Annotated in this window: 22 protein-coding genes and 1 pseudogene; 5 read left to right on the forward strand and 18 right to left on the reverse strand. The window is 39.3% G+C overall.

The genetic code is table 11. The features are described from left to right. Positions 1-6: 6 nt before the first annotated feature. The 11 genes and pseudogenes from ACRRSQ_RS09005 to seqA form a co-directional block, all read right to left on the reverse strand. A complete protein-coding gene (locus ACRRSQ_RS09005; RefSeq protein WP_440875403.1) occupies positions 7-1,053 on the reverse strand; it encodes a patatin-like phospholipase family protein in 1,047 nt (348 codons plus the stop codon). 234 nt (positions 1,054-1,287) lie between these two features. Then, positions 1,288-3,720, reverse strand: coding sequence for a tetratricopeptide repeat protein (locus tag ACRRSQ_RS09010; RefSeq protein ID WP_440875404.1), 2,433 nt, complete (start codon positions 3,718-3,720; stop codon positions 1,288-1,290). 351 nt (positions 3,721-4,071) lie between these two features. Next, positions 4,072-4,188: pseudogene (locus ACRRSQ_RS09015) on the reverse strand (patatin-like phospholipase family protein); the annotation flags it as partial. 138 nt (positions 4,189-4,326) lie between these two features. Next, positions 4,327-4,710: a VOC family protein gene (locus ACRRSQ_RS09020; protein ID WP_440875405.1), complete on the reverse strand. Its 384-nt coding sequence runs from the start codon at positions 4,708-4,710 to the stop codon at positions 4,327-4,329. 66 nt (positions 4,711-4,776) lie between these two features. Beyond that, positions 4,777-6,600, reverse strand: coding sequence for a protein kinase domain-containing protein (locus ACRRSQ_RS09025; protein ID WP_440875406.1), 1,824 nt, complete (start codon positions 6,598-6,600; stop codon positions 4,777-4,779). Positions 6,601-6,963: 363 nt separating this feature from the next. Then, on the reverse strand, positions 6,964-8,565 hold the full coding sequence (locus ACRRSQ_RS09030) for a dihydrolipoyllysine-residue acetyltransferase (RefSeq protein WP_440875407.1): 1,602 nt from the start codon (positions 8,563-8,565) through the stop codon (positions 6,964-6,966). Positions 8,566-8,576: 11 nt separating this feature from the next. After that, on the reverse strand, positions 8,577-9,554 hold the full coding sequence (locus tag ACRRSQ_RS09035; protein ID WP_440875408.1) for an alpha-ketoacid dehydrogenase subunit beta: 978 nt from the start codon (positions 9,552-9,554) through the stop codon (positions 8,577-8,579). Positions 9,555-9,556: 2 nt separating this feature from the next. After that, positions 9,557-10,738 carry a thiamine pyrophosphate-dependent dehydrogenase E1 component subunit alpha gene (locus ACRRSQ_RS09040; RefSeq protein WP_440875409.1) on the reverse strand — a complete coding sequence of 394 codons (1,182 nt, stop codon included), beginning with the start codon at positions 10,736-10,738 and terminating at the stop codon, positions 9,557-9,559. A 369-nt stretch (positions 10,739-11,107) separates the two neighbouring features. After that, positions 11,108-12,184 carry a succinylglutamate desuccinylase gene (gene astE / locus ACRRSQ_RS09045; RefSeq protein WP_440875410.1) on the reverse strand — a complete coding sequence of 359 codons (1,077 nt, stop codon included), beginning with the start codon at positions 12,182-12,184 and terminating at the stop codon, positions 11,108-11,110. A 210-nt stretch (positions 12,185-12,394) separates the two neighbouring features. Next, the gene (gene pgm / locus ACRRSQ_RS09050; protein WP_440875411.1) at positions 12,395-14,041 is read right to left on the reverse strand and encodes a phosphoglucomutase (alpha-D-glucose-1,6-bisphosphate-dependent); all 1,647 of its coding nucleotides are present in this window, start codon (positions 14,039-14,041) and stop codon (positions 12,395-12,397) included. A 90-nt stretch (positions 14,042-14,131) separates the two neighbouring features. Further along, positions 14,132-14,677 (reverse strand): replication initiation negative regulator SeqA, encoded by a 546-nt coding sequence (gene seqA, locus ACRRSQ_RS09055; RefSeq protein ID WP_440875412.1) that lies wholly within the window; start codon positions 14,675-14,677, stop codon positions 14,132-14,134. A 413-nt stretch (positions 14,678-15,090) separates the two neighbouring features. Between seqA and ACRRSQ_RS09060 the strand changes: the two genes are divergently transcribed. The 5 genes from ACRRSQ_RS09060 (at position 15,091) to fur (ending at position 17,769) form a co-directional block, all read left to right on the forward strand. Further along, on the forward strand, positions 15,091-15,855 hold the full coding sequence (locus ACRRSQ_RS09060; RefSeq protein WP_440875413.1) for an alpha/beta fold hydrolase: 765 nt from the start codon (positions 15,091-15,093) through the stop codon (positions 15,853-15,855). A gap of 173 nt (positions 15,856-16,028) precedes the next feature. Continuing rightward, positions 16,029-16,250, forward strand: coding sequence for a DUF2788 domain-containing protein (locus ACRRSQ_RS09065; RefSeq protein ID WP_440875414.1), 222 nt, complete (start codon positions 16,029-16,031; stop codon positions 16,248-16,250). Between the two features lie 8 nt (positions 16,251-16,258). Next, positions 16,259-16,540, forward strand: coding sequence for a LexA regulated protein (gene ybfE / locus ACRRSQ_RS09070; RefSeq protein ID WP_440875415.1), 282 nt, complete (start codon positions 16,259-16,261; stop codon positions 16,538-16,540). Positions 16,541-16,564: 24 nt separating this feature from the next. After that, positions 16,565-17,092, forward strand: a complete 528-nt coding sequence (gene fldA, locus ACRRSQ_RS09075; protein WP_440875416.1) for a flavodoxin FldA — start codon at positions 16,565-16,567, stop codon at positions 17,090-17,092. 233 nt (positions 17,093-17,325) lie between these two features. Next, complete coding sequence (gene fur / locus ACRRSQ_RS09080) at positions 17,326-17,769, forward strand: ferric iron uptake transcriptional regulator (protein WP_440875417.1); 444 nt, start codon at positions 17,326-17,328, stop codon at positions 17,767-17,769. Positions 17,770-17,895: 126 nt separating this feature from the next. Here fur and glnS read toward each other — a convergent pair whose 3' ends face one another. From glnS to ACRRSQ_RS09115, 7 genes are all read right to left on the reverse strand, one after another. Beyond that, a complete protein-coding gene (gene glnS, locus ACRRSQ_RS09085; RefSeq protein WP_440875418.1) occupies positions 17,896-19,569 on the reverse strand; it encodes a glutamine--tRNA ligase in 1,674 nt (557 codons plus the stop codon). Between the two features lie 194 nt (positions 19,570-19,763). After that, on the reverse strand, positions 19,764-20,903 hold the full coding sequence (rnd, locus tag ACRRSQ_RS09090; protein ID WP_440875419.1) for a ribonuclease D: 1,140 nt from the start codon (positions 20,901-20,903) through the stop codon (positions 19,764-19,766). A gap of 87 nt (positions 20,904-20,990) precedes the next feature. Further along, a complete protein-coding gene (gene rluB / locus ACRRSQ_RS09095; RefSeq protein WP_440875420.1) occupies positions 20,991-21,857 on the reverse strand; it encodes a 23S rRNA pseudouridine(2605) synthase RluB in 867 nt (288 codons plus the stop codon). Between the two features lie 51 nt (positions 21,858-21,908). Beyond that, complete coding sequence (scpB, locus tag ACRRSQ_RS09100; RefSeq protein ID WP_440875421.1) at positions 21,909-22,487, reverse strand: SMC-Scp complex subunit ScpB; 579 nt, start codon at positions 22,485-22,487, stop codon at positions 21,909-21,911. Further along, on the reverse strand, positions 22,484-23,323 hold the full coding sequence (locus tag ACRRSQ_RS09105) for a segregation and condensation protein A (RefSeq protein ID WP_440875422.1): 840 nt from the start codon (positions 23,321-23,323) through the stop codon (positions 22,484-22,486). The genes scpB and ACRRSQ_RS09105 overlap by 4 nt, the downstream gene beginning before the upstream one ends. 17 nt (positions 23,324-23,340) lie before the next feature. After that, the gene (locus tag ACRRSQ_RS09110; RefSeq protein ID WP_440875423.1) at positions 23,341-23,961 is read right to left on the reverse strand and encodes an L-threonylcarbamoyladenylate synthase; all 621 of its coding nucleotides are present in this window, start codon (positions 23,959-23,961) and stop codon (positions 23,341-23,343) included. Between the two features lie 22 nt (positions 23,962-23,983). Next, the gene (locus tag ACRRSQ_RS09115) at positions 23,984-24,856 is read right to left on the reverse strand and encodes a PHP domain-containing protein (RefSeq protein ID WP_440875424.1); all 873 of its coding nucleotides are present in this window, start codon (positions 24,854-24,856) and stop codon (positions 23,984-23,986) included. Positions 24,857-24,892 lie beyond the last annotated feature (36 nt).

Below are 24,892 nucleotides of genomic sequence, written 5' to 3' on the forward strand. Positions count from 1 at the left end.
ATTTTATTAGTTAAAGCTTTTAATCGTAATAGCGCGGCGCTGATGAATAAAGTCATCTAAAGACTGTGCTAAGGTTTCAGTTTCAACAAACACTTGTTGCCAGTATTTAATGCGCTGCGCAGGCTCCATACTGGTGAAGTCGGTACGATCGGGAATTTTGCCATAAGGCAATGCTTCTATCCAAGCTTGTGTCGGACAAATCATCACCACGTTATCATAGTTGTCGGCTGACACTTTACGGCTTAAGTTTTTATCAAACCAACCGGCTTTAGGTTTAGCGTTAAAGTGCGGGTATAAAACTAAGCCTGAGTTTTTAACTTTAAAGTCAAAATGATAATCAATAATTCCGCCATCACGATACATGCCTTTTGGTGAATCTGCGATGTTTTTAATGCCTTGCATTACCATAGGAATAGCACCGGAAGCCAACAATGCATCTTTAAGGTTATTTTCGGTAAAATTAACATGTTCAGTGTCGAAACCATAAGGGTCGTTGATCACTAAATTACTGCTTTGGGGCTGATACACATAACGATGATATTGGCTCGATAATAACTTACGATTTAAGCGATTAAGGATGTAACTAGTTAGCAACCCTGCGCCTTGCAACAATTTATTTTCTGATGAGGTTAATCCTTTAGTTTTAGCGACAATAAAATGCGCTTTAAAAATAGGATTATCAATTATTTCAGCAACGCCTGTATCACCAAAAACGGTATCAAGCAATTGACGTGCTTTAAAGGTAATTTCTTGCGGCGTTGCGTTGGCAGAATATACTGTTTCAGAATAGTTTTTGGCTAAGGTTTCAATAGCGGCTACCGGGTCTTTTTGCGCAAAACATGCCGCGCGAAATGCGCCTGCACTAGATCCAACAATATTAAGCGGTGTTGTTCGCTGCGCAAAAAAATCACCAAACAAGTACTTATCTAACCCAAACAAGGTAAACCATTTAGGGCCACCGCTGGCTCCTAAAAAGCTAGTAAAAAGCTCTTGTTTGAAGCCATGTTCTTGGATGGTTTTTAAAGCAGTTTTTCCTGCGTATATTTCAATCATTAAAGCAATATAACCTTAGTAAGTATTAACAAAGTGATTTTTTAGAATATAATATTGAATTAGCCAATGGCAACTGAAAGCTCAATATGTCAGAAGGGCTCCGCCTTAGAATGCTAACTTTTCTGCCTTGTTTTAACATTTTTGAGTTGTTTATAATCAAGTATCAAGTTAAATCCTACAATCAGTTTCGTTATACTTTATCTAGTGTAAACGCTTTTTTAGGCATATTCATTTTCACCTTTGCCTCATTAAACGTTTATAAGTTGTTTCTGCTTCAGGGTATCCTAAATCTGAAGCCTTTTTCATATGATATAAAGATTTTTCTGAGTCTTTATTATGATAATAAGTTCCACTAATCTCAAAATGTGCTCGCCCATTGTTTGGGTATAAATCGATAAACTTTTTCCAATAATTAATAATGACCGTCCATTGTTTTGATTGCCCTAAAACCATATCTAATGTTAAGTAATATTTGATTTGACGAGGGTTAACCTCAATAGCTTCAATTAATTTTATTGCTGCCGATTCAACATCATTATTTTTTATTGAATTCAAAGCCCCCATATAAAGGATAACATCCTGCCTATTAAGATCTTTGTTATTAGGAATTAACTTTGTATCTAAAGCTTTTCCATCTAATGAAAAACCATAATGCTCCCTATAATTAGCTCTTCCTTTCATTTTTGTTAGTTTGTCAGTTAGGTCCTGAATTCGTTTATTATAACTTTCTTTATTTGGTTGAAGGGAGTTAGCCAACAATAGATCTTTTTTTGATTCTGCGAATTTATTTAAACGATAGAAAGTAGAGGAACGCCAACTATAATAATCATGGGCATTACTATTTAGCTCTATAGCTTGATTAAAATAAGATAGTGCCGATGAATAGTTTTTTTGTCTATATTCACTTTTCCCTTTTTTCCATAATAAAGTTGGATTTTTACCGAATTTTAAGCCAAATGTATAAAAATCACCTGCATCTTTGTGAAAACCATCAATTGCTAAAATATCTCCAGCTTCTTCAAATAAATATCCTTTTAATAAAATAAGTTGTTTATTGGTATCGCTATAATTTTGAGCTTCATCAATAACATTCTGAGTTGCTCTGTAACTCCCTCCCCACCTAGGTTGCAATGAAATCAAAAATCTATATCTGAGTAAATAAGATGCTTTAAATTGTAATAATGCATTTTCATATACCTTCTCTAGAGAAGAGTTATCACCTATTGGTCTAATTACATCAATGAGTAACGCACTCGATAATAGCTTATAACTTTGCTCAAAAAAGGCTTCTTCTAATAATTTTTTGCTATGTAATAGCAAAACTTTCATTTCTCTAATATTCTTCTCTGGCGTTAAACTGATACGCTTTGTACCTCTTACTCGCCATGCTTTACCGAAGTAATAAAAAGCTTCTGCAAGTAATGGTTGAGGATTCACAGGCTGTGATTTTTTCCAAAGCATAATGTGACGTAATAGTTTCTCGTCTTCTATAGCAAATGAAAGGTAGGCTTTATAAAGGAACATATCATTCGCAATATCATTATCTAATTGATCATGATAATCACTTAACATTGATTCCAATTTTTTAAATTCAGCATTTTTAGTTAACTCTATTAATGATAAAGATACTAAAGGAATTTTTTTGGCCTTAAATTCAACTGTTGGTATGTTGGAATTTTGCTTAAGACTTCGTTCTGCGGCTTTTTCAAACCTATAACTCTCCATTGCGTACCTGTTTTCCAACTGAATACCTGAAAAGTAATTAAGAGACAAAAATGAGCAAGCTATAATAAGTGAGTAAATAAAAGTAAATTTAGATTTTTGGTGTTCATCCTCTTCTATAAAAGAAGACAAAAAATGTTTGGATAATATATATAGAAAAAATAGCTGAACTAGAGATACTACAGTAAAGACTAGAGGGCTTTCTTCCCAAAATATGGGGATTGGATAACCGTCATCTGGAAGGTTCAGGCTCAACGTGGTAACAGAATAAAGTGTTATATTTCCCCAATATAAACAAAGTATGAAGAGAAAAGATCTTGTTACCCATACTTTATTAAGAACATCTTTTATTTTACTTCTAACATGCTCTGATTTAGTAACGGAAGAAATGTTATGTTTTTTATTATTTAATTTATAGCCCATAGAGTGCAGAATACTGGTTAAACTATTTTGGGTTATTGAATTGTTTTCTATAAGGAGCGATATGTACTTACCATCATCAATTAGCTCGGTATATTCAGGTAAATCAATTGTCTCTATTAGTTTATTTATTTCACTTCTGTCTTTTTCTATGTCATAAAAAGTAATCACGATAACACTATCAAACTGTGAACCCTCATGATTACCGCTAGAAATATTGAAAATCATAAAACTGAACTTTTCTTCTTTTTTGTACGTTAGCCACGAAATGGTGCAATATTGTTTTGATCTTGCAGCTAAAGAAGATAAGCCTAGTTCTTTGAAGACAGGGGAAGCAATGGTATACAAAAATAAAATAGCGTTTTCTGTGACTTTGCTATTTATTTTGAAGCCCATTAACTTTAAGTTTTTTTTAATTTCTTTATCATTGTTCTGAAAAGAACGGTTAATAGAAAATGAATAAATAGCACATAACATTATAAAAACTATATATAAATTTGTTAACTCAAACCCATTAGAAAGCATAAAATCCCTTTTCACTTTTTAAACATATTACGAATCAAAAACAAATAAATCCATAATGTTAAAGTTAAAGCATGACTATGGTTTATTCGAATAATATTACTCTAAGGTAATTTTTTTTGATATTGGCAAGCCTATAGATTAATTGGCTTCGATATTTATGTATCAGGTACAAGTATAATATAGAACTGCAGCTTTGCTCTTTCAAAGCAGTGTTATTAGTTTATGTAGAGTGACTGCAATGGTGACTACCATCTACGCTAGATTTTACTTTTTTTACAGAATAATTTTACGAAGTGAAATTAATAACAAGGCTCTATAACTTTAACAATTAAATGTCGGTGTTTAGCTTTACAAAGTAAACCATTTAGGGCCGCCAGAAGCCCCTAAAAAAGATGTAAACAACTCTTGTTTAAAACCTTGCTGTTTAATGGTTTCAAGCGCTGTTTTTCCTGCATATATTTCGATCATCTAACTACCGTATTACCTGTAAAACTGCAATTTATTGTTATTATTTAAGGCACTATAATGCCTGTACTCACATCTCAATGCCAGCACTACTAAACCTTGTTTTTTAAAAGATCATTCTGGTCATACTTTATAAAAAGGTTAGCTTTTATCGCCTTTTTGATAAAGCGCGCACGCAGCGCCGGCAGGGTCTTTTATCACCACATAACGGTCATTGCCCATGTTTTTAATCGGCGTAAGTAGTTTGCCGCCAAGTGCTGAAACATCTTCAACTGCCGATGCGATATCTGCGACTAAAAAATACGGTAACCACATAGGCGGTAAATCGGCATTTACACCTTTAGCATGACAAATGCCAGAAACCGCTTCACCGGTAATTTCAGACACCATGGCAAAGTCGTCATAATCGCCCATGGGAATATGCTCAGTCTTCCAACCAACGACTTGCTGATAAAAGCCTTTTACTTGCTCTGCGTTATCTACGGTTAAGTCTACCCATGCAAGGTCGCCAATATTATTTGCCATAATGCACTCCAGTTTTGTTAAAGCAGATGTTAAGCATTGCACAACTTTTATGTTAGTGCTGTGCTTTTATTGAATTTTTGGGTTTCGCGGATAAAACTTATCTGGCAACTTATTGATATGTTCGAAAAAACGCGTGTCTTTATAAGGAAGTTTCATAAAGCCGGCAATGCCCTGCCCATTAATTGTCGGTAATAACTGTAATAGCTCAGCAAGGCAGCTTTTAAATTCGTCGGCTTTTTCAGGATTAAGTAACATTAAATAGCTGTGTATTTTTAAATGTTTAGGCAGTACTTCAAAAATAATACAGCCGGTGTGGTGAATGCTATTTAAACGTTTAAATACGGCCATTACTTCTGGTGGAAAATGTAAATACTCATCAGGGTCTTTACCATCTTCAAAATAAGAATGCGCTTTTGCTTCATCTTCGAGATCTGGCACATCACTAATATCAAAAGGAATATATTGCTCTGGCGCTGCAACAAAGTCGACATTTTCGTCTTCTCGCTCAACGTGCAGGGTATTTCTGGCGTTAAATAAACAGCTTTTGAACACCCCTTCGCGGAAAATACCTTGTGCTAAATGCACCATATTATTTACCGCACTTTGAAATGAATACTTTAAGCTAGGATCAAATAAGGTAAGGTTTGAGTCGATATAAACGCCGTCTTTTTGCCAGCGGATCGCCAAGCCACCAACCACAGGAAAGTTACCTAAACGACTAACTGCGGCAACAAAGGCTTTTTCTGTATCGCCCATGCCCATTAAAAAGTTTTTGTAATACTTCTCTAACTGCACGTCATCAATACCCGACAAGCTGTCGCTATCGCTCGACTCACGTAAAAATGACTTTCGAGAGCCGTAAACTACCGTATCAATATCAGCGACAAAGGCTTTACTCCAAACAGGAATTAACGGCGTAATGTGCATTTTGGTTGGCTGCTTTGCCAATACCATATGTTTTAATTGCTTGAGTTGACCAAATAAATAGTCGCCCGCTTGTCGGCGCTTTTTTTCGTCGTCGCTCAACATTCCTTCGATAGTCAGCGCTAATATTTTAGGTAAACCTAACGAGCTTGGCGTAATAATTTGGTGGCCGTATCTACAGCTTTGCCCTGAGGCAAGTGCGTATAACGTGGCAGCCAAACCTTGCTCGTCAAACCGTGGGCTAGACAAACCGCCATTTAGCTGCTCGGGGCCAATAAAATAAACATCACCTAAACGGGCATTAGTATGTTGTAAATCGCTACTCATTAAGTCCATGATATTGTTGGCCGTGCTTTGCCCGTTAATATCAAGTTGTGCGGTTACAGACGAGCCCCAGTCAACTAAATAGACTTTGCCGTTGTCTTCATTAAAAACGACATTTGATGGCTTTATATCGCCGTGCACATAAGGTTTTTTCTTGCCATGTAAGTTGCTATTACGTAAATACAGCAAGAGTTCAGCAAGTTGCACCGCAATGTTAACAATAAGCTCTGGCGGCAATGGTCCGTGTTGATGAGAGTATTTTTCTAAATCGATACCGGGTGCTCGCGCCATATGCAAAATGCCTTGGCGTTTAATTTTATGGTATTCAACAACTTTAGGAATGCGTTCGTGATCAAGTTCACTTTGAATTTCAGCTTCATCGGCAAGACGGTCTTGCACATGCTGGGGTAAGTTTATTCGCGAAAATTTAAAAACATAACGTTGACCTTGGTCATTGTCACCGTTAAAGACAAAACCGTATGCCCCTTTTCCTAACAAGAATGTATTGTGATAACCCAGTTGTTTAAGCTGTTGTTGGCATAATTCAACCCACTGTTTTAGCTTTGCGGCATCTTTATGACTAAGCAAATAAATCGATTGTTCTTCAGCAATGTAAAAGTGTTGTAACTTTTTTTCGGTCATGCTTTATTTTGCCAACAATATTTAACAATTTCATCGTTTTGTAACAAACCATTGTTACCTTTTGTCTTGTCTTTAAGCAAGTGCTCGCTAAAGATAGTTATCATGGATATGACAACACCCCAACTTTTTAGCCCTACAATGTAGGGCTTTTTTTTGCCTACACGGATGTAGGTATGACACGATTGCATGGATGCAAATGAGTGTCGGCCTACACGGATGTAGGTATGACACGATTGCATGGATGCAAATGAGTGTCGGCCTACATGAAACAAAGTTACTAGTGATAAGCTACAAGCTTCAAGGAAAACAAAACTGCTTACAGCTTTTAACTTTCCACTTTTAGCTTACCACTTACCGCTTTTGTTAACTCATGTGCATCATCATGGTAGACGGATTTTCTAAGAAGGATTTCCACAAGTTACAAAAACGAGCGATGCTGCCACCGTCAATAATGCGGTGATCGCCAGACCAACTCACTTGCATAATTGTTCTCGCTTCAACATCACCATTGCCGTTAAATCGCGGCAATTTTTGCATTTTACCTAAGGCAACGATAGCTGACTCTGGTTTATTGATAATCGGTGTTGCAACAGTACCACCAATAGCACCAATATTTGAAATAGAAATGGTACCGCCTTTTAAGTCTTGTGAAGCAACACGACCAGAACGCGCATCATTAGTTAAGCGAGTAATATCTTTCGCTAAATCTACAATCGATTTATGCTGCACCTGTTTAACATTCGGCACCAATAAACCAATTTTAGAATCAACTGCCATGCCGATATTATGATCATCAAAATACGTAATTTCGCTACAGTCATCATTAACTTGGGTATTAATCACTGGAAACTCTTTTAACGCCAACGACATTGCTTTCATAAAAAACGGCATCATCGTCAGTTTAATGTCTTGCTTAGCGTACATCTCTTTCAAACTATTACGTAAGTTAACTAACTCGGTAATATCGATTTCTTCACAATAAGTAAAATGAGGAATGCTAGACACTGAGGCAACCATAGCTTTTGCCATCGCCGCTTTTACGCCGCGAATAGGCTCAACTCGTACGCCACCAGAAACAGTTTGCTCTGATGCTAATTGAGCCGTTTGACTATTAGACTGAGCAGCGCTGTCTTGTTGGTTAAACGATAAAATATCTTCTTTATAGACTCGCCCTTTGGCACCAGATCCTGGCACTTGGCAAATATCAACATTTAGCTCACGCGCAACCCTTCTTACCGCTGGGCTGGCAACCGCTTTACCTGATGTTTGCACAGTTGCTTGAACTGAATTTTGAGCTGATACTTTTTCGGCAACTTCTGCTTTTGCAGCAGCGTTTTTTTCTGGCTGAACGCTGGTCTCTATCACAGTAGTTACTGACGCAGCAGTGCTTTGCCCTGCGCGCTCAATAGCAAATAATGGTGCATGCACTTTGGCAATATCACCTTTGTTGTAATAAAGCTTACTCACTTTACCTGCATGCATGGCTGGAATTTGCACTAACGCTTTATCGGTCATCACATCGGCAACGGGCTGATCTTCTTCGATCATTTCCCCTTCACTCACCAACCATTCAACTAACTCACATTCAACAATGCCTTCGCCAATATCAGGTAAAATAAAGTCTTCTACCACTGAACCCGCAACTGAAGTTGTTGTTTCGACACTTGCCGCAGCAACCTCTGTATTAGCGGCTGTGCTTATTTGTGCAGAAACATTTTGTGTTTCATCTGTTGCCGTCATCGAAAATAGCGGCGAATGTACTTTGGCAATGTCGCCTTTTTGGTAATAAAGTTTGTCAATTTTACCCGCATGCATCGCCGGAATTTGCACAAGCGCTTTATCTGTCATTACGTCAGCAACGGGCTGATCTTCTTCAATTTGCTCGCCTTCGTTTACTAGCCATTCCACCAGTTCACACTCAACGATACCTTCACCAATGTCGGGTAATATAAAATCAATGCTCATGATCAAACTTCCTAATAATTCATACTACGTTTAATGGCTTCATACACTTTTAAGTGATCTGCAGCATATTCTTTTTCAAGCGCTAGTGGGTATGGCGTATCTAAACCACATACGCGTTCAATAGGCGACTCAAGGTGTAAAAAACACGCTTGTTGAATTGTTGCCGCTATTTCACTAGCAAAACCTGCGGTTAATGGCGCTTCTTGGCTGATCACCAAACGACCGGTTTTTAATACTGACTGGGCCACCGTTTCGACATCCCAAGGCAATATAGTTCTTAAATCGATAATCTCACAAGAAATGCCGTCTGCATGGGCAAGTTCAGCCGCTTTTTCAATATGTTCCATTTGTGCGCCCCAAGCGAGCAAACTAATGTCGCTACCTTGAGTAACGACTTCAGCTTTACCAATGGGTAATTGATAATCTTGCTCAGGTACTTCGCCTGTTGATGCGCGATATAAACGCTTGGGCTCAAAAAATATAACGGGGTTATCGTCGCGAATCGAGGCAAGCAATAAACCTTTGGCCTGATACGGGTTGCGAGGTACAACAATTTTTAGTCCCGGTGTATGGGCAAAATAAGCTTCAGGTGATTGACTATGATAAAGACCACCGGCAATACCACCGCCGTATGGCGTACGAATGGTTAAGTTACCGACGTTAAACTCGTTACCGCTGCGGTATCTAAATTTTGCCGATTCATTGACGATTTGATCAAATGCCGGAAAAATATAATCGGCAAATTGAATTTCAGCAATTGGCACACTGCCTTGTGCTGCTAAACCATTAGCAAAACCAATGACGCCTTGCTCAACCAGTGGCGTATTAAAACAACGCGCCTTACCGTATTTTTCTTGTAACCCGCTAGTCGCTCGAAAAACACCACCAAAATGACCTACATCTTCGCCAAAACATAACGCTTGGTCGTTTTCTGCCATTGCTATATCTAAGGCGTTATTAATTGCTTGTAATAAATTCATATTCGCCATTGTTACAGCCTCCCTGAGCTAATGGGGTATTGATCTGGATATTTTTTAATGTGCTCTTTTAATTGCTCAAGTTGGTTTTGTAAATGCGCTGGCACGTCGTGATAAACATCGGTTACTAAATCTTCAACGGGTGGCTTTTCAATTTTTTCAGCTACTTTTAATGCCGCTAATACTTCTTCTCGTAACGATTCAAAAAGCTCAGTTTCTTGGCTTTCGTTCCACCAATCTTTGCTGATCATCCAATTTTTCATGCGTAATATAGGATCATGGGCTTGCCACTTCGCTTCTTCTTCGCGAGTGCGGTAACCTGACGGGTCGTCTGAGGTTGAATGGGCACCTAATCGATAAGACATGGCTTCAATAAGTACGGGTTTATTTTCAGCCAAGGCATATTCTCGCGCCATTTGCGTCGCCTTGATCACCGCTAAAATATCGTTACCATCAATGCGAATGGTCTTAATGCCATAACCAACACCACGAGAGGCAATACCGTTGCCAATATATTGCTCTGATGAAGGTGTTGAAATTGCATAACCATTGTTTCGACAGAAAAATATCACCGGCGCTTCATGCACTGCTGCCATATTTAGTCCTGCATGAAAGTCACCTTCAGAGGCTGCACCGTCACCAAAATAACAAATAGTGACTGCGTCTAAACCTTGCAGTTTTTGGCCGTAAGCGTAACCAGCGGCTTGTGGAATTTGAGTACCTAACGGAGAAGAAATAGTCATGTAATTTAGTTCGTTGCTACCGTAGTGAATAGGCATTTGACGACCTTTAGCTAGGTCTTGCTCGTTACTAAACATTTGATTCATAAACTGTTCAGTTGTGAAACCTCTGAACATTAATGCCCCTTGCTCGCGGTATTGCGCCATGATCATATCTTGCGCTTGCAAACCGGCAGCACTGCCAACACTGGCCGCTTCTTCACCTAATGCCGCCATGTAAAAGCTGATCCGCCCTTGGCGCTGAGCCGCAACCATGCGCTCGTCAAGTACGCGATGAAAGGCTAAGGTTTTATACACTTTGGTTGCTAACGCTTGGTCAAGTAGAGGTAACTGAGCATTAGGGTAAAGTGTGCCGTCAAGCTGAAGTATTTTTAAGATAGGAATTTCAACAGAATGACCATCAATAAAAACAGGCTCGTGCACGACAGGCCCTTCGTTATAGACATCAATATTCATAACATTCTCTTTTGTAGAAGCTGATTAAGTAAGTTGAAGCTATTTTTTAGGTTTATCTATAAGTATAGTCGTAAGCCCTGCTTCTTGTGTTACTCGCGTAATGCAGCTCAATAGTGTTGTAATAATAATTGCGACAAACCTTACCTTTACGTAAACTGCAAAACAAGCAAGACGCCGAATTGCAGCACAGTTAAAAGAATATTAAGTGAAAAGTTATCTTTACAGCTAAAAATAAAGGCAAAGCGTTTCATTATTTTTTGACAAATTAATGAAATTAATAAGGTCACTTATGAGTAAATATGATGAAGCAAGCGAGCTATTTTGACTGTAAATAAAGGTTAAAATTAACTCGCCCTCTTAAACGATGTTTTAATCAATAGTAGTAGGAATAACAGTTAATAACGCGCGTTGCCCTATCGCGACGTTAGCATTAGGGAAGATAATCGCTTCGCCTTCTTGTTTTACTTTATGCTCTATGTCGCCATCGGTGGCTAACACAAAGTCTTTAGCAAAGCTGGTAAAGTTCTCAACGTCGTTCGCAAAATGTAAGGCGAAGTTTTGCTGGTGGCGATTAATGGTTTGATAAATTTCAAAAATGCTAAAATCATTGGCATTATAAGGCGTTAACGCAATAGGTTTACCACTTAGTAGTTGCGTTAATGTGTGTTTTACCGCAGCAAAATTTGCCATATCATTTTCGCCAAATGGTCTAACTTTACCCAGTTCAACGGTAAAGGCGTCAGCACCAAATTCATTGGAAGAGAAGTAGCTAAATGTTGTCGTTGGTGAATGCGACAGCAAAATGGTATTGATGCCACAGGCATTTAAAAACTGTAATTGCTCTTTTTTCCATGGCTTTCCGTGTCTAAATGGATAAACAGCGAATTTATCGTTTTTAGAGCCGCGAATGGCGGTATGTAAATCGTAATGAAATCGCTTGCGAGTTTCAGACAATTGACTGCCGTGCTGGAAAAAATCTCGCACGGCTTGTTCAAGTATTGCAGCGCGCTTGGCTTCTTTTTGACCAAGCTCCCCTTTAAGCTGCTGATGTGCACCGGAGAACAGTCGGTTTAAATTTTCTTCGACAAAACGCTGCCCAATATTAATCGCTTCTGGGTTGCCAAACAAAAACAAAACTCGCTCGGTCAGCATAAGTTGCCCTAAAATAATCTGTTGAATTAAGTCTTGGCAAATTTCGATAGGCGCAGTTTCATTACCGTGCACAGCACTTGAAAGTACAATATCTTTGCTGGTGGTAATGTGATCGGGTTCAAAAACAATAATGCCGGTATCAAGCACTGATACTTTGGTGCGATGCTCACTTTTCCCAACAGAAAAACTAAAGCGCTCTGGCAAGCCATCAGGGTTTGCCCGTGTCATCGTAAGAAAATCACCATCGAGTTGTAATTGTTCGCTAAGTGATTTGGTGGTAGTTGATGACGTCATGAGTTTTCCCAAGTTTATTACGATTAATTGCTGCTAGTTTAACAGCAGTATCTGTATTAATGGGCGTTTATGCAATCAAAAATTAAAAAGGCACTGACAACTTTCGTTGCCAGCGCCTTTTATATAATCGATTGTTTTAAAAGATATTTTAATAATTAACTAGGTTTAGTTATTAATTATTCAGCTTGAAGCAGATTCCGTGAATAAAAATTAAATACCGGCAGCTTTAAATGCCGCACTGACAATTTCTTGCGCTTCTTTAATAATGGTTTGCAAATGTGCATCATCGATAAAGCTTTCCGCATAAATTTTATAAATTTCTTCGGTGCCAGACGGACGAGCAGCAAACCAACCATTTTCTGTGGTCACTTTAATGCCACCAATAGCGGCATTGTTACCTGGTGCGTGGCTTAAAATATTGACAATTTTTTCACCCGCTAAAGTATCTGCAGTGATCGCATCAGCGCTTAACGCTGTTAATACTTTTTTCTGCTCGCTGTTAGCAACAGCTTCAACGCGGCCATAACATGGTTCGCCTAATTGCTCAGCCAAATGCTTATAGTGCTGATGCGGGTCTTTACCGGTTACTGCTAAAATTTCAGCAGCAAGCAATGCCATAATGAAACCATCTTTGTCTGTGGTCCAACAGCTGCCGTCACGAGCAATAAATGAAGCACCTGCGCTTTCTTCGCCACCAAAAGCGTATGATGAGTCAAACAAACCGTCAACAAACCATTTAAAACCTACCGGTACTTCTGATAACGGACGGTTAATATGCTCAGCCACGCGATCGACCAATGAACTTGATACTAAGGTTTTACCAATTTTGGTTGTTTCAGGCCAGCTGCGGTGAGTCATTAAGTAGTTAATCGCTACCGCTAAATAATGGTTCGGGTTCATCAAACCACCCGATTTGGTCACAATGCCGTGGCGATCAAAATCAGGGTCGTTACCTACAGCTACGTCAAAATCATCTTTCATTGCGATAAGACCTGCCATCGCGTATGGCGATGAACAGTCCATGCGAATTTTGCCATCTTTATCTAATGGCATAAAAGCAAAGCTTGCATCAACAACCGGGTTGACGATTTCAATATTCAGCCCATATTTTTTGGCGATAACTGGCCAGTAGTTAATGCCTGAACCGCCAAGCGGATCAACACCAATAGTCACGCCTGCTTTGGCAATGGCTTGCATGTCAACCACTTGGTCTAACTGGTCAACGTAAAATTCGATAAAATCTTGTTTTGATAATAACGGCGATTGCAGTGCTTGTTCAAAATCAACTGTATTAACATCAACTAAATTAGCCGCCATAAGATCGTTAGCGCGTTGTTCGATTAATTTAGTTACATCGCCTTCTGCCGGACCACCGTGTGGCGGGTTATATTTAATACCACCATCCGTTGGTGGATTATGCGAAGGAGTAATAATTAGCCCGTCAGCTTGTTCTTTATTATTTCGGTTGTGTTCAATAATAAGTCTTGAAATAACAGGTGTAGGTGTAAAACCTTCATCACTTTGAATAACAACATTTACACCATTAGCAATAAGTACCGAAATTGCGCTAGCGAAAGCCGGTTCAGAAAGTGCGTGGGTATCTTTACCTAAAAATAATGGACCAGTATAACCTTGTGCTTTACGATGCTCGGCAACTGCTTGGCAAATGGCAACAATATGCTGTTCATTAAAGCTGGTTTTAGTTGCACAACCACGGTGCCCTGAGGTACCAAAGCTAACACGTTGCTCTGGGATGTCAGTATTAGGAATTTTTAAAAAGTAATCGCTAACTAAACGTCCAATGTTTATTCTGTCTTCTGGTCGAGCTGGTTTGCCCGCATGATGATGAACAGTCATTCCACTTATTTCCTTTTATCTTATCAAGTCATTTAATTCATGTTGTCGTACATGCTTTATTTATTCTAGGAGTTGTTAGTTACAGCGGTTTTACAGCAACTCTCTTATTTTTTCGGCATCACTTTCTTGGTAACCCAAAGCTAAAGAAACTTCGGTTAGCATCATCTTTTTACGCGTGGTATTTGAATTAGTGATCACCCAAAATGGGCTATCTGGAATTTGGCGAGGTTTAGTGCTGCTGCCACTTGCCGCTAAGGCTTCTTCTGAGCTAGCAAAATATAAACGGTCACGACCACGAATATCTTCAACAACAGAAAACTGATTAGCATGTACACGATAAAGTGCAGCTAAAATTAACAAGAAACGTCCAACCGCACCACGCTGCATTGCCAGCTCTTCTTTGTTGATATGGTCAAAAACATTGCCAACAACCACGTCAACTTCAGCCTGCTCTTCTTCAACGTCAACTGACTCAATAGCATCAACTTTCTCAGTAACGACTTGTGCTGGTTTATCAGCTTGTTGTGCTTCAAGTGATAATAAACGGCGTAAAATTGAAGAGGCACTCTCGCCTATGAACTGAGTATTAGCTGCGATGAACTGATATAACTCTTCATCTATCTCGATATTTTTCATTAACTACCCTGGAAATTTATTTGCGCGCGAAGATTATACTCACCTACGAGACAACTCTCTAGCGTTGAATGCAGTAAATTTAAGAATAATTCAAGGTTAACTTCAGCCAGCCATGCTGGTGAACTAAGCAAATAACGTATTCGCTGTTTTTTTCATCACCAAGCCCTGCCCGTTAGTTCTGCTGTTTTAATTTACTCTTACTCTTATAAGCTGAACTCGGATTAGTCACTACGTCCTTAGCCGGTAATTTTCCCTGCTTTCGCGTTAAATTCATTCGCAAATGGTCTTCATGGATGCGGAAAATAAAGCAACTTAGCTACCAAAGCCAAGCCTAACTATTGAAAGCTTTGCCAAAACCAACGACAATCGCCGCTGTTATTTATACTTTATGTAAGCACCGTAGGTTTATCTTGATGCAATTAAATTATCAGCAACTAGGCAGTAGTGACAAACAAATTATTTTAATTCATGGGCTATTTGGCAGTTTAGACAACTTAAACATGATCGCTAAGCCATTGTCAGAACACTTTACCGTGACCAGTGTTGATGTGCGTAATCACGGCAGTTCTTTTCATAAAAACGATATGGATTATGCCCTGCTAGCGCAAGATCTTATTGATTTACTTGATCACTTATCGATTGAAAGTACTCACCTATTAGGTCATTCAATGGGCGGTAAAATTGCGATGAAAACCGCGTTGCTTGCGCCAAGCCGCGTAGATAAATTAATTGTTGCTGACATGGCACCCGTGCAAAACCAAGCACGTCATCAAAAAATCATCCAAGGTTTGCAGTCGCTCGATTTAGCACATTTGAAAAGCAGAAAAGACGCCGATAATCAATTATCGCAGTATGTCGACGAAGTGGGTGTTAGGCAGTTTTTACTGAGAAACCTTGCTGCGGTCGATGGTAAGTTAGCCTTTAAATGCAATCTCGATAATATCGTAAATTGTTATTCCCAAATATTAGCCCAAGTTAGCAGCGAACAACCATTTTTGGGCGAGACCTTATTTATTAAAGGCGGAAATTCAGATTATATTTTAGCTGAGCACAAACCTGCCATCGCCAAAATATTTCCTAATAGCAAAGCCAAAATCATTCAAGGTGCTGGCCACTGGCTTCACGCTGAAAAGCCGGTAATATTTAACAAAATTTGCCAAGACTTTTTACTCAAATAAACCGACAAGAAAAACTGATAAAAACAAACTGAGAATATTTTGTTCAAGTTGATAACGATCAAGCCAACACGTTTAGCAATTAGGTATAAATAAGCAAGTGAATTTTATCGTAAGAACTATAAAACAGCTGCCTTTGGTGCTATAGTGCGCGCAGAATTTTTTAGGGTACTAAAATGCTTGCAGAACACTTTGAGTTAATAGAGGCGATTGGTTTAAACTTATTCTTCGCTTTTATTTTTATTTTCATAGGGTTATCTATTAATGACGTTATGAAAAAGAATGACGTTCCAAAAATGGGTCGTTATGTAGTTTATTTAGTCCTTTTCTTAGGCTGTGCAGGATTTATTGCAAAAGGCATTATTCAATTCGTTTGGGAAAGCCAAGGGGTTGGGTAAAAAATATCATGGCAAAAGAAGCAACAGACTTAACAACGCTAGATTTATTTAGCGATGAAAAACGACCAGGACGTCCGAAAACGAACCCGCATCCACGCAATGTTCAAATAAAGATCAACAAGCGTAACCAAGTTAAGCGGGACAAAAATAAAGGATTAAAACGTGTTGAATTTAAAATTCACCACAGTTTATTTGAACAATTGGATCAATTGGCTAAAGAGCAAAATGTAAGCCGTAGCGAATTGATCGAGTCGATATTGGTGAAATCAATGTCGGATGAAAAAAATTAAATTTGATTAGAGGATTTAGCTTCCATGGCAATTGTAGGTTTATTTTTCGGTAGCGATACAGGCAATACTGAAGCAGTTAGCAAAATTATCCAAAAGAAATTGGGTAAAAAAATGGTCGAAGTAAAAGACATTGCTAAAAGCACCAAAGAAGATATTGCAGCATTTGATCTGCTTATTTTAGGTATTCCAACATGGTACTACGGTGAAAACCAATGTGACTGGGATGACTTTTTACCTGAGTTAGAAGAAATTGACTTCACAGACAAGCTTGTTGCTATTTTTGGCTTAGGCGATCAAGAAGACTATGCTGAATATTTTTGTGACGCAATGGGCCCACTTCGCGATATCGTTGAAGAAAAAGGCGCGATTGTAGTTGGTAACTGGCCAACTGAAGGTTATGAATTTGAAGCATCTAAAGGCTTAGTTGATGAAAACACTTTCATTGGTTTAACCATAGATGAAGACCGTCAACCTGAGTTAACTGAAGAGCGCGTTGACAAATGGGTTAATCAAATTTATGACGAGATGTGTTTAGCTGAGTTAGCTGACTAAGCAATAACGGCATCGCACACTAAAGACTAAAACCAATCGTAGTTTCAATAAACTCGATTGGTTTTTTTGTATTTTATCAGCAATATCCCTAATTTTTGTATTGATAAATTGCTGACTTATTAGCCCAAAAACCATCAATTAGATAAATAATTACTTTCATTGCAAACTAACGCTTTAATCCTATCGCAGAACCCCCTATAATTTTGTGCATTAACTAGTTTCGAGAAAAAATAATGTCTGATCAAAACGAAGAACTAAAAAGAGCCGGACTAAAAATCACCCTGCCTCGCATTAAAATTTTAACGATTTTGCAATCCGAAGGTAATCAACACGTTAGTGCTGAAGATATTTACAAAGTGCTGCTTGAGCAAAAAGAAGAAATTGGTCTGGCAACGGTTTACCGTGTATTAAACCAATTTGACGATGCTGGCATTGTTACTCGCCATCACTTTGAAGGTGGAAAATCAGTTTTTGAATTAAGCCACAAAAAACACCATGATCATTTAGTGTGTTTAAAGTGCGGAAAAGTCGTTGAATTTGAAGACGATATTATCGAAAACCGTCAGCTTGATATTGCAAAATCTCACGACATTAAACTTACCAACCACAGTTTATATTTATACGGTGAGTGTAACGACGAAGTTGCCTGCGAAGAATACCGAATCGCTAACTTATAGCCTGCCTATAGTTAACTTTTTGGCAAAGTACTGATGAATGAAAATACGCATTAGTCAATAAACTGAATATAAGACACAAAAAAACCGACATAATGTCGGTTTTTTTGTGTCTAGTGACTGGTGATTTTACTTAGCGTTCATTTTTGCCCAAGTATCACGTAAACCCACCGTGCGGTTAAAGACTAGCTTACCGTCAGTTGTGTCTTTATTGTCTAAACAGAAGTAGCCTTGACGCTCAAACTGAAATGCCAACTCTGGTTTTGCATTAGCTAACGAAGGTTCAGCTTTTGCATTATCAATCACCACTAACGACTCTGGGTTCATCACTGAATGAAAATCTTCTGCGGCCGCAGGATTTGGCACGGTAAATAACCTGTCGTAAAGTCGCACTTGCGCATCTAAACTCTCGTTAGCAGAAACCCAATGGATAACACCTTTTGGTTTAGTGCCATCTTCAGGGTTTTTACCAAGCGTGTCTTCATTGTAAGTACAATATACGGTGGTTACGTTACCCGCTTCGTCTTTATCACAACTCGTGGCCGTGATCACATAAGCGCCACGTAAACGTACCGCTTTGTCTAACACAAGGCGTTTGTATTTTTTATTGGCTTCTTCACGAAAATCTTCAGCTTCGATGTACAGCTCTTTTGAAAACGGCACAATACGCGTACCTTGGCTTTCATCGCTTGGGTGATTTTTCACCGTAAGCTGTTCAACTTGGCTTTCAGGATAGTTAGTGATCACCAATTTAATTGGATCAAGTACCACCATAGCGCGTGGTGCATTATCGTTTAAATCTTCACGAATACAGGCTTCCAATACGCTCATTTCAACGGTGTTATCCATTTTGGTCACACCAATGCGCTTGGCAAATTCACGAAGCGATGCTGGCGTATAACCACGGCGTCTAAAGGCCGCAATAGTTGGCATACGAGGGTCGTCCCAACCGCTAACAAGGTTTTCATCAACCAGCGAGTTAAGTTTACGTTTACTCATCACCGTATATTCAAGGTTTAGACGAGAAAATTCGTATTGTCTTGGCTGAGTTTCAATGGAAATATTGTCAATCACCCAGTCGTATAAACGGCGGTTGTCTTGGAATTCAAGCGTACATAATGAATGAGAAATACCTTCAATCGCATCAGAAATACAATGGGTAAAATCATACATCGGATAAATACACCACTTATCACCGGTTTGGTGATGGTGAGCAAATTTAACACGGTAAATAATCGGGTCACGCATACACATAAAGCTTGATGACATATCAATTTTAGCGCGTAGTGAGCATTCACCTTCTTTAAACTCACCCTTTTTCATTTTTTCAAATAAAGCTAAGTTTTCTTCTGGCGAAGTATCTCGGTATGGGCTATTTTTACCTGGCTGTTTTAACGTACCACGGTATTCACGCGTTTCTTCGGCATTTAAAAAACACACATACGCTAAACCTTTTTCGATAAGCTCAACTGCGTAGCCGTATAAACGATCAAAATAGTCAGATGAATAGTGAATATCACCCGCCCATTCAAAACCTAACCACTTTACGTCTTCTTGAATTGAATTAACGTAATCGATGTCTTCTTTTTCAGGGTTTGTATCGTCAAAACGTAAGTTACATAAACCTTGATAATCTTGCGCAATACCAAAATTTAAACAGATCGACTTAGCGTGACCTATATGCAAATAGCCATTTGGCTCTGGCGGGAAACGCGTTTGTACTTGTGTATGTTTACCGCTTGCTAAATCAGCATCGATAATTTGACGAATAAAATTGCTTGGACGATTTTCAGTATCCGACATCCAGTTAAACCTCTAAAAGATAATATATATGGGCAGGCGTTAGCCATAATGACCGGCATTATATACCGATTCTACCCCAATATGCGAGATGAAACATGTATCTTGAGGAAGAATGACTATCAAAAAACATAGCCACCACATTTAGCATTATTTGTTCGCGATTAACGCTTAAGTGATAAATTTAAACCGTTAATTTATTGAAAGTTATTAGCCGCTAGTTTTTGCAGTTGTTCACCAAATAATTGGTGTCGCCAAGACTGTAAAATATCAACATCAATGACCGAATCGCTGGCACCATTAATTTTATAATGCCACGTTAAAAACTGATTGATTTGTTTCTTAGAGGCTAACACTTCACTTTGCAAACCGCTTTGCTCTGCAACGGTTGCGATAAAGTTTTTCACTTTTTTGAAGGTTTGTTTATAGCCTGTATACTCGTCAAGGCGAATAATTTTGTCTGGATATAAATCACTTGAAATCTTATTCGCTTTATTAAGCACGCTCAGCATAACATTGCCTTTGTGCTTAACATCTAGCACTTCCACCCCTTCAAGTTTCATCATCGCGCCAAGGCTTTGCGGATTATGCTTAGCTAACGCCATTAGGGTGTGATCTTTGGCGACAAAACCAATCGGCAAATTACGTTTTTTGGCTTGTTCAAAACGCCATGTTGCCAACGCTTTTAACAAATTCAATTGCTTGGTATTTAATTTCCAACTCATTTTGACTTGCTTGTACAAGTTATCGGCATCAATGGGGACAAACTTTTTATCGATCATTGCTTGCGTTTCTTGTTGAGCAGCGGTTAGCCAACCAGACTCTGTTAGCTCGTTCAGCACTTTAGGGTAAACCTGATATAAATAGTCAACATCCGCTTGCGCGTAGGTAAGTTGACGCTCGGTTAATGGACGCTTTGTCCAATCAGTGCGAGATTCAGATTTATCGAGTGAAATTTCGGTGTAATGATTGATCATCGCCGCATAACCAAGCGATAAACCATGACCTAAAAACGACATCATGATTTGGCTATCAATCATGTTCACGGGTTTGCAATTTGCGGCAGTAAGAAAAACTTCTAAGTCTTCCGAACAGGCATGCAATACTTTACAAATACTTGGTTCAGTCAATAATTGCCAAAAAGGCGATAAATCGGTGATTGAAATCGGGTCAATTAATGCAAGCTGTTCACCATTGCACACTTGCAACAAACCTAATTTGGGATACAAGGTACGCGTGCGAACAAATTCAGTATCAACCGCTAATACCGAAGATTGGGCAAGTAATTGGCAGATGTCCACTAATGCTTGGTTATCTTGAATGTAGTGATTTTGCAAAGTACTTACCCTTTTGTTTGATATAACAACAAACTAACGTATTTGGCTATATAAATCAAAACGTTAATTTTATATTCAACAATATTTCTAGCTACGACGACGACGCGTTTGTGCTTGCTTATGACGTTGCTGATGCTTTTTCACCGAGCGGCGAATACGACGGCTTTTTGCGTTGTCCATCGCTTTTTCATCCACTTTTACTTTGCTTTGTGTTTCTGGGGCAAGCTTGACCAGTTTACGATAGTAATTCACTTCTTGAAGATTAAGCTCAGTCCAGCCACCTAATGGCAATTGGCGTTTCATTTCCATGTCGCCATAACGCACACGAATAAGACGCGAAACTTGGACTTCTTGGCTTTCCCACAGACGACGAACTTCACGGTTACGCCCTTCTGAAAGCGTTACATGGTACCAATGGTTGCGACCTTCACCGCCACGATAGGTAATTTTTTGAAAACGTGCGGGGCCGTCTTCAAGTTTTACGCCACTAAGCAGTGTTTGACGCATCGCCTCGTTCACTTCACCAAAAACACGCACCGCATATTCACGTTCAACTTGTTGCGACGGGTGCATTAAACGGTTAGCTAATTCTCCGTCGGTGGTAAATAACAACATACCTGAGGTATTAATATCGAGTCGACCAACGGCGATCCAGCGACCATTTTCTAGTGGCGGCAAACGATCAAATACCGTTGGGCGCCCTTCTGGATCTTTACGAGTACACATTTCGCCTTCAGGCTTGTTGTACATCAAAACACGACACATTTGATCTTGTGCTTGCTTGGTGGCAACCAGATGACCATCCACTTTAATTTGTTCGTTACCTTCTACGCGATCGCCTAAATAGGCAACTTTACCGTTAACCGTAACGCGACCTGCGCTGATCACGGTTTCCATTTCGCGACGTGAACCTTTGCCGGCTCGGGCTAAAACTTTCTGTAATTTTTCAGACATTATAAACTCTTCTTCGTCAGTAACTTCACACGTACTTTGTCAGTATTCATGCTACGTCTCTGTCTCTTTAATTGGAGTTAAGTTATCGTCTAGCGACAACTCAGGTATTGGCATTAAATCGGGTAGTTCAGCAAGTGAACTTAAATTAAAGTAGTCTAAAAATTCCTTGGTGGTCGCGTATAAAACAGGACGACCGGGAACTTCTTTTTGCCCAACAACTTTAACCCAATTTCGCTCAGTTAAGGTTTTCATTATATAACTACTTACCCCGACTCCGCGAACTTCTTCTATTTCTCCACGCGTAATTGGCTGTTTGTAAGCAATTAATGCTAACGTTTCCAATAAGGCTCGTGAATATTTAGGTGTTTTTTCTTTGTATAAGTGGCCAAGATCGTCACTTATACTGTGATGCGTTTGAAAGCGATAACCAGAGGCTACTTTAATCAATTCTACGCCACGTGTTTTATAATCTTGTTCAAGCGCTGCAATTGCCGCCTTAATGCGCGCACTACTGACGCTATAATCGGCTAATAACGAGGTTTTCAAAATCGCTACCGTCAGCGGTTTGTCAGCAATAAATAGTGCAGCTTCGACCAGTTTTTTTAACTTGGTATCGTCAATGTTTTTCACGATTTAAGCCTTACTTGAATCTGCCCATAAAGTTGCGCTTGCACACATTCTATCATTGATTCTTTGATCAGTTCTAAAATTGCTAAAAATGTTACCACTATGCCTTGGCGACCTTCGTGTACACTAAACAATTGGCTAAATTCAATAAAGACGTTCTCTGTGCTTTGTTGTAACTGATGTAAAATTGCTGACATGCGCTCACGTGTTGATAACATTTCTTTTTTAATATGATGATGCTCAAACGCTTCGCTACGCTTAAGTACCGACTTGAGCGCATTTACAAGTTCAGCCATCGAGACATCGGCGTCCATTAGTTTTGCTTGAAAATTATCAGCAAGTTTGACTTGTCCGACAAACACATCTCGGTCAACTTGTTCGAGTTCGTTGAGATCTTGCGCGGCATTCTTCATCACTTCATATTCTTGAAGTCGACGAACGAGCTCGGCGCGGGGATCTTCTTCGCCCTGTTCAACCACTTTTTTCGGTAATAATAACCGCGATTTAATTTCCGCTAAAATCGCCGCCATCACCAAGTATTCACCGGCAAGTTCCAGCTTTATTTCTTTCATCAGCTCAACATATTGCATGTACTGGGTAGTAATGGGCGCAATCGGTAAATCTAAAATATCAAATTTTTGTTTGCGAATAAGGTACAAGAGTAAATCGAGCGGCCCTTCAAAGCTTTCAAGGATCACTTCTAGGGCATCGGGCGGAATAAATAAGTCTTGTGGTTTTTCGACAAAAGCTTCACCACGAATAAGCGCAAGCGGCAGTACTTGTTGTACCATTTCACCTTTATCGCTTGGCGCTTTCTTTAACTGTGTATCAGCGGTCATCGTGCAAAATCGTTCGGTTATTCAAACGGGCTTGGATCGCCTTCGCCAACACGAATAATATCAACCGTATCGTCAGAGAAATCAATAACTGTGGTGGGTTTTTCACCCAAATAGCCGCCGTTAATGATCAAGTCGACACGTTTTTCTAAAATATCGCGAATGTGCTCTGGGTCAAATTCAGCCATGTCTTCACCCGGCATAATTAAGGTGGTCGACATAATAGGCTCTTTCACTTCCGCCAATAACGCATGGGCAATTTTATTATCAGGAATGCGAATACCTATGGTTTTTTTCTTAGGGTTTAATAAGCGTTTAGGCACTTCTTTTGAACCTTTAAAAATAAAGGTATATGCACCTGGAGTATTATTTTTAATTAAACGAAATACACTGTTATCAACACGGGCATATTCTGACAGTTGCGATAAGTCACTGCATACTAAAGTAAAGTTATGGCTTTTATCTATGTTGCGTATTTGGCAAATTCGCTCGAGCGCTTTTTTATCACCAATATGACAGCCGATAGCGTAGCCAGAGTCGGTAGGATAAACAACAACAGCGCCTTCATGGATCATCGCCGCCGCTTGTTTCATTAAACGCCCTTGCGGGTTGTCTGGGTGAACATAAAAAAACTGGCTCATAATTGGCTCCTAAACCTAGGTCTTACGACCATAATGCCCAGATGGGCTGTGCCTTTTCAGGCATTGTAAGGTTACGACCTAAATCGCTCCATTTACTTGGGAAATGAAAGTCTGATCCCATTGATGCATGCAAATCATACTCTAAACAATAGTTTAGCATGAGCTCACGCTGACTGTTATTCATTTGTGGTAAAACAACTTCCAATCCGTCACCAGCTGCGGCTTTAAATTGCACTATTAAACGGCGTAACCATTTTGCCGTCATATCATAACGGATCGGATGCGCCATCACCGCTGTGCCGCCGGCTTGGTGAATAGCTTCAACCGCTTCTTCAATTGCGCACCAAGTCGGTTTAACAAAAGCGCGTTTGCCTTTGCCGATGTATTTGTCAAACGCGGCTTGTAAATTCGATAAATTAGCTTGTGCTTGAATGACACGAGCAAAATGCGCACGGGTAATGCTGCCATCGCCTGCCAGTTGCTTCGCTTGCTCAAGCACATTGTCAAAGCCACATTTGGCCAGTTTTTCACTCATCGCAATAGCACGGTTTTCTCGGGCCAGTTGTTGCTTAGTAATTAACGCCGTTAACGCCTGATGTTTATGGTCGATATTTAAACCGACAATATGAATTTCAAAGCCATGCCATGCAGTCGAAATTTCGATGCCGGGCACTAATTTTATTGGACGATTTTTTTCTAAAATATACTCATTGGCAATATCAATTGCCGCAACAGTGTCGTGATCGGTAATGGCTAGAACATCAATTTGAAAGTTAGTCGCCCGTTCAATAAGCTCCGCAGGCGATAAGCCACCGTCAGAGCACTTTGTATGGCTATGTAAATCAATGCGTAAATTTTGAAAATCTTCTAATTCAGTGGTTGACATCAACGCCATTATGGGTTCTTCTATAGGGAATTAACGAGTACCCGT

Origin of the sequence: Thalassotalea sp. PLHSN55, assembly GCF_052030545.1 — a bacterium.
Classification (GTDB): Bacteria; Pseudomonadota; Gammaproteobacteria; order Enterobacterales; family Alteromonadaceae; genus CANMXU01.

Bases quoted from the DNA above. Each gene is read 5' to 3' on its own strand.
- ACRRSQ_RS09005 (WP_440875403.1), bottom strand. From the start codon at position 1,053: ATGATTGAAATATACGCAGGAAAAACTGCTTTAAAAACCATCCAAGAA.
- ACRRSQ_RS09010 (WP_440875404.1), bottom strand. From the start codon at position 3,720: ATGCTTTCTAATGGGTTTGAGTTAACAAATTTATATATAGTTTTTATA.
- ACRRSQ_RS09020 (WP_440875405.1), bottom strand. From the start codon at position 4,710: ATGGCAAATAATATTGGCGACCTTGCATGGGTAGACTTAACCGTAGAT.
- ACRRSQ_RS09025 (WP_440875406.1), bottom strand. From the start codon at position 6,600: ATGACCGAAAAAAAGTTACAACACTTTTACATTGCTGAAGAACAATCG.
- ACRRSQ_RS09030 (WP_440875407.1), bottom strand. From the start codon at position 8,565: ATGAGCATTGATTTTATATTACCCGACATTGGTGAAGGTATCGTTGAG.
- ACRRSQ_RS09035 (WP_440875408.1), bottom strand. From the start codon at position 9,554: ATGGCGAATATGAATTTATTACAAGCAATTAATAACGCCTTAGATATA.
- ACRRSQ_RS09040 (WP_440875409.1), bottom strand. From the start codon at position 10,738: ATGAATATTGATGTCTATAACGAAGGGCCTGTCGTGCACGAGCCTGTT.
- astE (WP_440875410.1), bottom strand. From the start codon at position 12,184: ATGACGTCATCAACTACCACCAAATCACTTAGCGAACAATTACAACTC.
- pgm (WP_440875411.1), bottom strand. From the start codon at position 14,041: ATGACTGTTCATCATCATGCGGGCAAACCAGCTCGACCAGAAGACAGA.
- seqA (WP_440875412.1), bottom strand. From the start codon at position 14,677: ATGAAAAATATCGAGATAGATGAAGAGTTATATCAGTTCATCGCAGCT.
- ACRRSQ_RS09060 (WP_440875413.1), top strand. From the start codon at position 15,091: ATGCAATTAAATTATCAGCAACTAGGCAGTAGTGACAAACAAATTATT.
- ACRRSQ_RS09065 (WP_440875414.1), top strand. From the start codon at position 16,029: ATGCTTGCAGAACACTTTGAGTTAATAGAGGCGATTGGTTTAAACTTA.
- ybfE (WP_440875415.1), top strand. From the start codon at position 16,259: ATGGCAAAAGAAGCAACAGACTTAACAACGCTAGATTTATTTAGCGAT.
- fldA (WP_440875416.1), top strand. From the start codon at position 16,565: ATGGCAATTGTAGGTTTATTTTTCGGTAGCGATACAGGCAATACTGAA.
- fur (WP_440875417.1), top strand. From the start codon at position 17,326: ATGTCTGATCAAAACGAAGAACTAAAAAGAGCCGGACTAAAAATCACC.
- glnS (WP_440875418.1), bottom strand. From the start codon at position 19,569: ATGTCGGATACTGAAAATCGTCCAAGCAATTTTATTCGTCAAATTATC.
- rluB (WP_440875420.1), bottom strand. From the start codon at position 21,857: ATGTCTGAAAAATTACAGAAAGTTTTAGCCCGAGCCGGCAAAGGTTCA.
- ACRRSQ_RS09105 (WP_440875422.1), bottom strand. From the start codon at position 23,323: ATGACCGCTGATACACAGTTAAAGAAAGCGCCAAGCGATAAAGGTGAA.
- ACRRSQ_RS09110 (WP_440875423.1), bottom strand. From the start codon at position 23,961: ATGAGCCAGTTTTTTTATGTTCACCCAGACAACCCGCAAGGGCGTTTA.
- ACRRSQ_RS09115 (WP_440875424.1), bottom strand. From the start codon at position 24,856: ATGGCGTTGATGTCAACCACTGAATTAGAAGATTTTCAAAATTTACGC.